Source organism: Frankia sp. CcWB3 (genome assembly GCF_977927595.1).
In genome coordinates this window covers 6,890-13,454 of sequence record NZ_CDWRCK010000113.1, presented here as the reverse complement: position 1 = coordinate 13,454, position 6,565 = coordinate 6,890, and the positions used below count along the sequence as shown (strand labels likewise).

Sequence of the window (6,565 nt, the reverse complement as noted above, 5' to 3'; positions counted from 1 at the left end):
CAGGCCCTAGCGCCGAGCGGGCAACGGTGGGCGGGCGACGGCACCCGCCGCTGACGGCGGGGGCGACTTCCCGGCGGCGGTGTCGCTACCGGGACGGCGATGTTTGGGAGTATGCAGCCCATGAGCGGACTTCTCGAAGGCAAGCGCGTTCTCGTCACCGGGGTTCTCACGGAAGCCTCGATCGCATTCAGCGTCGCCCGCATCGCCCAGGAGCAGGGTGCGGCGGTGGTCCTCAGCGGATTCGGGCGGGGGCTGTCGCTGACCCGCCGCATCGCCAAGAGACTGCCCACCCCGGCGCCCGTCGTCGAGTTGGACGTCACCGACGAAGAGCATCTCGCGGTGCTGGCCGGGCAGGTGCTCGAACATGTCGACGGCCTGGACGGCGTGCTGCACGCGGTCGGGTTCGCACCTGAATCGGTGCTCGGTGGGAAGCCGTTCGTCGAGGCGGCCTGGTCCGAGGTCGGCACCGCCCTGCAGATCTCCACCTGGTCGCTGGCGTCGCTCACCCGGGCCGCCCTACCGTTGTTCGCTGAGAAGGCGTCGATCGTCGGCCTGGACTTCGACGCGTCCGTCGCCTGGCCGTCGTACGACTGGATGGGCGTGGCGAAGGCCGGCCTCGCCTCCACCACCCGCTACCTCGCCCGTGATCTGGGACCCCGGGGCGTGCGGGTGAACCTCGTCGCGGCCGGCCCGCTGCGGACCATGGCGGCCAAGAGCATCCCGGGCTTCAGCCAGTTCGAGGAGATCTGGGACGGCCGGGCGCCGCTTGGCTGGAGCGTCCACGACACTGCGCCGGCCGCCCAGGCCTGCGTGGCGCTGCTCTCGGACTGGTTCCCGGCCACCACCGGCGAGATCGTCCACGTCGACGGCGGCGTGCACGCCGTCGGGGTCTGAGCGCGGCTGGCCGTCGGGGGCAGGGCGCGGCCGGCGTCCCGGGGCCCGGGTGTGGTGGGTCTGGCCCGGATCAGCCGGCCGTCTCGTCCAGCAGGTCCAGGGCCGTTCCGACGATCGTGTCCAGCTCCACCGGTGGGCGGCGACGGCGGTCCCGCGACGAGGCCGTGTCCCGCCGGGCGAGGTTGCCGCTGCCGGCGTGGCCGGCGGCGCCGGAGGTCGATGAGCCCGGGTCGGTGTCCCCCGGCGGCCCTCCCGGCGGCCCGGAGGCCTCCGGCAGTGGCGCGCTCGAACCGAGGGCGGAGATGGGATCTCCGTGGACGCCGGCGAGGAAACTCAGGGCACGGGGGTCCCCGTCGACCACCGTCACGATCGGGGTGCGCCGGTCCGCGGGGAACACCTCGGTGAGCAGGGCGTCGGAACCCTCGGCCAACCCGCGCCGGGCCTGCAGCGCGTGGAACATCGCGTTCGGGGAGGTCACGCACACGACCGTGATCTCTCGGCCGAGGCCGGCGCGTAGCTCCGCCGCGGCGTGCAGCACCTCCGGCATGACCGCACCCACCCCGACGAGGGTGAGCGCGGCGTCGGGGCCGCCCTCGTGGAGCCGGTACCCTCCGGCGAGGACCAGGGCCCGGCGTCGGTGCCGTTCCAGCGCGTCCACGGGGACCTCGGCGAGGCGCTGATCGACCGGGCGGGCGGAGAGCCGGATCACGCAGGAGGTGCCGTCGAGGCGGGCCAGCCCGCCGAGGCCGGCCAGCAGGCACCAGGCGGGATCGTGCGCGAAGGCCGGTTCCCACGTCGCGGCCACCGGGGCGGGGACGACGTTGCCACCGTTCCAGGCCAGGTTGCGGACGACCGGGTCGAGACCGGTGTCCGCCACGGCGAGCATCGATCGGGCGTCCGCGGTGGCGCCGGCCATCCAGCCGGGCAGTACCCGTCCGACCGCCACCTCGTCGGCGACTCCGACGGGCAGCAGCGGCAGACCCTGGCGGCTCCAGGCTACTCCCAGTGAGGCCAGCACCCCGCCGAAGGCCGTGGCCGACAGGCCTCCGGCCACATGCCGGCCCGGTTGTTCCCCGTCGGTCCGGTCCGCCGCGGCCAGCCAGCCGGCGAGGACGGGGTCGGCGTTGCGCGTGCTGATGGTCAGCACCGCGGCGGCCGCCTGGGGCGCGAGCCGGGGTAGGTCCCGCAGCATCTCGCCGAACGCCTCCCGGGTGGAGATCCATGCCGGGAAGCGGTGGTCGGAGTCGGTCGGCACGGGTGGGGCCGCGCCGAGCGGCACCGGCACCCGGTCCAGGTAACCGGCGACGTGCTGGGCGAGGCGGTGGGCCGCGGCGTCGTCTCCCGGCGGGAGGGCCGGGCGGGTGCCACCGCCGGCGGCCGGCGCCGTGCCCGGTCCGGCGGACGGGGCCGCGGACGCGTGGCCGGCGGTCCGTCCGCTGTGGATCTGTTCGCTGCGGATCTGTCCGCCGTGGGTCCGTTCGCCGTGGGAGCGATCCTCTCGGGCGAGCTCGTCGCTGGTGTAGGCAAACAGGACCGTGGGCCGGTCCGCCGCGACTTCATCGAAGGCGTCGATCAGCAGGGGGAGGTCGTGGCCACCGAGATCGCGCAGGCAGGCATGGATCTCGTCATCGGTGAGGGTGTCCAGCAGGCGGCTGATGCCGGCGCCGGACGCGCCGGGCCCGGCGAGGCGGCGGCGCAGGTCGGCTCCGTGGGCCTGCAGCAGCGCGCGGTACTCGCCCATCGGGAGCTGGTCGAGGCGGTTGCGAAGCGCGTGACCGTCGGGGGCCCGGAAGAGCGCCTCGAGGACGCGTCCGTACCGGACGGTGAGCACCTGCCAGCCGGCGGCTTCGAACATGCGCGCCGCGCGGGCGGGCTTGCCGATGCCGCCGACCGGTCCGGCCGGCGCGGAGCCGGACACCGTCACCACCCAGAACAGCTCGCCGAGATGGGCGATCCGCTCATCGGTGATTGTTTCCCAGACGGTCGGGTCGTGCAGCTCGGAGTAGTCGATCAGACAGATTTGCCGACCCTGGGGAGTCCGGTCGAAGCGTTCCCCGGCATAACGGCGGGCCAACGCCGCCCAGACCGTCCCGCTCGGTCCGATGTTGCCGGCGCCGAGGGCACGCAACGGCCGACCATCGGGCCCGGAACGGACCCCGTTCGGACGGATCTCACCCGGCCGGGCCTGGGGGAGCCGGTAGACGGCGGGGACGGGTGATGCGGCCGCCGTCTCCTCGGCCGTCGTCTCCTCAGCCGTCGGCCTGGCGTGCGCCAGGACGTGATGGACGGCATGGATCAGCGGGGCGGCGCGTGGAGTCACACTGACGCGGTCCTCGGCGCGCAGGGCGTCGAACCACAGCACCGTGGCGATGCTCGACACCGAGGCCACGGCCGCCCGTTCCGACTCGGCGGCGACCGCGGACCGCTGCCCGGCGCGTTCGTCCCCGTCGATGATCCGGGCCGCGACGCTCCGCAGCCGCCGTTCCACGGCGGCCAGCGCGGCGCGGTCGAGTACGCCACCGGGCGGCCCCGGCATGGCCGGGTCTGGCATGGCCGGGTCTGGGGGCCCGGGGATGGCCTGGGCCGCGGCCGGCGAGGTCTGGGTTCCCACGACGTCGTCTCCGTTCGTCGGTCCGGTCGGGGGGCTGGCGGCTCCCGGCGGACCGCCCTCGGCCCGGTCGTCGCGGGTGACCCGGCGTTCGTGGGTGACCCGGTGTTCGCGGGCCCGGTCGTCGGTCTGGTCGTCGTGTGTGACCCGGCCGTCGGTCCCCGGCGCGGGCGGATCCACGGACCGGGCCGGGACCGGCCCCGCGGCGCCGTCTGGCGCAATGATCATCTCCCCCCGGCCGGAGCGCGTGTGCGCCGCCTCCACCGGTCTGACATCGGGCCTGCGCATGACCGGCCTACGTCCCACGACTCCGACCTCCCAAAGTCCGGACGTGCGGTGGTGCGGTGGTGCGGTGCCGGTCGGAGGTTGCGCCGCCGGCCGGATCGGCGGTGCCCGCCGCCGTCACATGGTGTGTCCGCGTCGGTATCCCACCTTCACCACGGTGGCCGTACCATTTCAGCATCCGCGTTCCATCGCGGTGGCGTTGGCCGTCGTGCGTCAGCCCGGTGATGCCGGGACTGCCGTGCCAGGACTGCCGCCCCGGCGGTCAGCCGTCCCGGCCGAGCTCGTCGATCCGGATCCGGAGCGCGGGCTCGTCGACCGGTGCCACCTCGACCTCGACGGCCTTGACTCGGCTGGTCGCGCCGCGGACCAGCCGGACGTCTCCCCGGCGCACCCGCAGCGCCGCGCACAGGGCCCGCAGGGCGGCTTCGGTGGCCCGGCCGTCAACGGCCGGCTCGGTGACCCGGACGACCAGCAGCGGGCCGTGCAGCGGGTCCTCGCGCCGGCGGCCCACCGCGGTCCGCCCGGCGCCCGGCTGAACTCGGATCATCAGACGCATGCGCGCATCGTCCCCCCGGATCGTCCCGCCCGAGCGACCATCCCGCCCGGATCGTTCCACCTGTGTCGACCATCCCGCTCGCGTGACCGGTCCGCGTGACCGGTTCGGGGCGGCACCAGGGAGGATCGCGAGGGTGGCCAAGCCGATGCCGGTCGGCGGTTGAGGCGTCATCGTCGGCGGACACCGGGATTCGACGCGGTGGCCGCTACCATCCGACTCATGGGCGCAAATGAGGGTCGTGTCGCACTGGTAACAGGTGGTAATCGGGGGATCGGCGCCGCCTGCGCCGCCGCCCTGGCGGCCGCGGGTGAGCGGGTCGCGGTCGCCAGCCGCGGGGGCACCGCCCCCGAGGGGATGCTGGGCGTCCGTCTGGACGTCGCCAACAGCGAGAGCGTCGACAGGGCGTTCATGGAGGTCGAAGCCGAGCTCGGGCCGGTGGAGATCGTGGTGTCCAACGCCGGCATCGTGCGGGACACCCTGCTGGCGACGATGAGCGAGGACGCGTTTCAGGAGGTCGTGGACACGAACCTGCTCGGCGCCTACCGGGTGGCCAAGCGTGCCTCCCGGCCGATGATGCGGCTGCGCCGGGGTCGGCTCATCTTCATCTCCTCCGTCGTCGCCTCCGTCGGCGGCCCCGGCCAGTCCAACTACGCGGCGTCCAAGGCCGGCCTGATCGGCTTCGCCCGTTCCCTCGCCCGCGAGCTGGCTCCGCGCAACATCACCTCGAATGTGGTCGCTCCGGGGCCGATCCGGACCGACATGACCGACGCGCTGACCGAGGCGCAGCGGGAGCAGCTCACGGCCAGCATCCCCGGTGGCCGCATGGGTGAGGCCGAGGACGTCGCAGCCCTCGTCGCCTTCCTCGCCTCCCCGCAGGCCGGTTACATCAACGGTGCGCTGATCCCCGTGGACGGCGGGCTGAGCATGGGGCACTGAGTTGAGCACGGGGCACTGAGCACCGCTTCGGCGGCACCGTGATCGAGTGTGATCGAGTGTGATCGGCGTTGCGGCTTAGGGGACCGTCGTGGCGGCGTGGTGGTGGGCGGGGCTGGTGTGGATGGTGGCGGCGGACAGGCGGCGGATGCGGCGCAGCAGGTGGGCTTCGGCGGCGTGGGCGAGGTCGTGAGCGGCGGTCAGGGTCAGGTTCGCATCGACGGTGACGTCGGCTTCGGCGCGCAGGGTGTGGCCGATCCAGCGCAGCCGCAGCTCGCGGACGGCCTCGATGCCCTCGGTGTGCAGGAGTGCCCTGGTGGCTTCGGCGACCACGGCGGGGTCGACGGCGTCCATGAGCCGGGCCCCGACGACGCGGGCGGCGGAGCGTAGGACGCCGAGGATCGCCAGGGTGATCGCCAGGCCGATGGTGGGGTCGGCCCAGTGCCAGCCCACCGCGACACCGGCGGCGCCGAGGAGCACCGCGAGGCTGGTGAGACCGTCGGTGCGGGCGTGTAGGCCGTCGGCGACGAGGGCGGCGGAGCCGATCTGATGGCCGACCCTGATGCGGTAGCGGGCGACGATCTCGTTGCCGAGGAAGCCGACGAGCCCGGCCGCGGCGACCGCTCCCAGATGGTCGACGCGCTGGGGGTGCAGGAGGCGGTCGATCGCGGCCCAGGCGGCGAGCGCACTCGACAGGGCGATCATCGCGAGGACGGCGAGGCCGGCGAGGTCCTCGGCGCGGCCGTAGCCGTAGGTGAACCGGGCGGTGGCCGGGCGGCGCGCCACGGTGAAGGCGATGAGCAGGGGGACCGCGGTGAGCGCGTCGGCGACGTTGTGCAGGGTGTCGCCGAGGAGCGCGACCGATCCGGACAGTGCCACGACGGCGGCTTGCAGGGCGGCGGTCAGCCCGAGACCGGCCAGGCTGATCAGGAGGGCGCGGCGGCCGGCGGTGTCGGCTTCCAACGCGTCGCCGATCTGGTCCGCCGGATCGTGGCTGTGCCCTCCGGCCAGGTCTGACAGGCCGTGACGAAGCCGCGCCCACCGCCCGCTCGCGTGGTGGTCATGCTGTCCGCCGTGCGGGTGCCCGCCGTGATGATGCCCGTGCCCGTGGGCGTGAGCGTGGCCATGGGTGGGGAGCTCATGCTCGTGGCCGCTGTTCATGTTCCGCGACGATAGACGAAAACGATCAATGCGGCATGGTGGCAGCTGCCATCCCATCGCACCTGCGTCCTGGTGCGTACCGCGGGCCGCTGGTGCCGGTTCGGTTGCTCGTCTGTGCCCAGCCCCTA

General features: G+C 74.0%; 5 protein-coding genes. 2 read left to right on the top strand and 3 right to left on the bottom strand.

The genetic code is table 11. The features are described from left to right. The first annotated feature begins 120 nt into the window (after window positions 1-120). Window positions 121-894: an enoyl-ACP reductase FabI gene (gene fabI / locus ACY5KJ_RS10695; protein ID WP_462188910.1), complete on the top strand. Its 774-nt coding sequence runs from the start codon at window positions 121-123 to the stop codon at window positions 892-894. A gap of 70 nt (window positions 895-964) precedes the next feature. Here the strand turns inward: fabI and ACY5KJ_RS10690 are convergent, their stop codons facing one another. Beyond that, window positions 965-3,808 (bottom strand): pyruvate dehydrogenase, encoded by a 2,844-nt coding sequence (locus ACY5KJ_RS10690; RefSeq protein WP_462188909.1) that lies wholly within the window; start codon window positions 3,806-3,808, stop codon window positions 965-967. 241 nt (window positions 3,809-4,049) lie between these two features. Beyond that, window positions 4,050-4,343, bottom strand: coding sequence for a DUF167 domain-containing protein (locus ACY5KJ_RS10685; protein ID WP_462188908.1), 294 nt, complete (start codon window positions 4,341-4,343; stop codon window positions 4,050-4,052). 219 nt (window positions 4,344-4,562) lie between these two features. On the opposite strand from ACY5KJ_RS10685, the gene fabG reads away from it, so the two are divergent. Then, window positions 4,563-5,279: a 3-oxoacyl-ACP reductase FabG gene (gene fabG / locus ACY5KJ_RS10680; RefSeq protein WP_462188907.1), complete on the top strand. Its 717-nt coding sequence runs from the start codon at window positions 4,563-4,565 to the stop codon at window positions 5,277-5,279. Between the two features lie 75 nt (window positions 5,280-5,354). On the opposite strand, the gene ACY5KJ_RS10675 is transcribed toward fabG, so the two are convergent. Beyond that, the gene (locus ACY5KJ_RS10675; RefSeq protein ID WP_462188906.1) at window positions 5,355-6,437 is read right to left on the bottom strand and encodes a cation diffusion facilitator family transporter; all 1,083 of its coding nucleotides are present in this window, start codon (window positions 6,435-6,437) and stop codon (window positions 5,355-5,357) included. Window positions 6,438-6,565 lie beyond the last annotated feature (128 nt).

Coding starts and splice junctions, on each gene's coding strand:
- fabG (WP_462188907.1), top strand. CDS start 4,563: ATGGGCGCAAATGAGGGTCGTGTCGCACTGGTAACAGGTGGTAATCGG.
- ACY5KJ_RS10685 (WP_462188908.1), bottom strand. CDS start 4,343: ATGCGTCTGATGATCCGAGTTCAGCCGGGCGCCGGGCGGACCGCGGTG.
- fabI (WP_462188910.1), top strand. CDS start 121: ATGAGCGGACTTCTCGAAGGCAAGCGCGTTCTCGTCACCGGGGTTCTC.
- ACY5KJ_RS10675 (WP_462188906.1), bottom strand. CDS start 6,437: ATGAACAGCGGCCACGAGCATGAGCTCCCCACCCATGGCCACGCTCAC.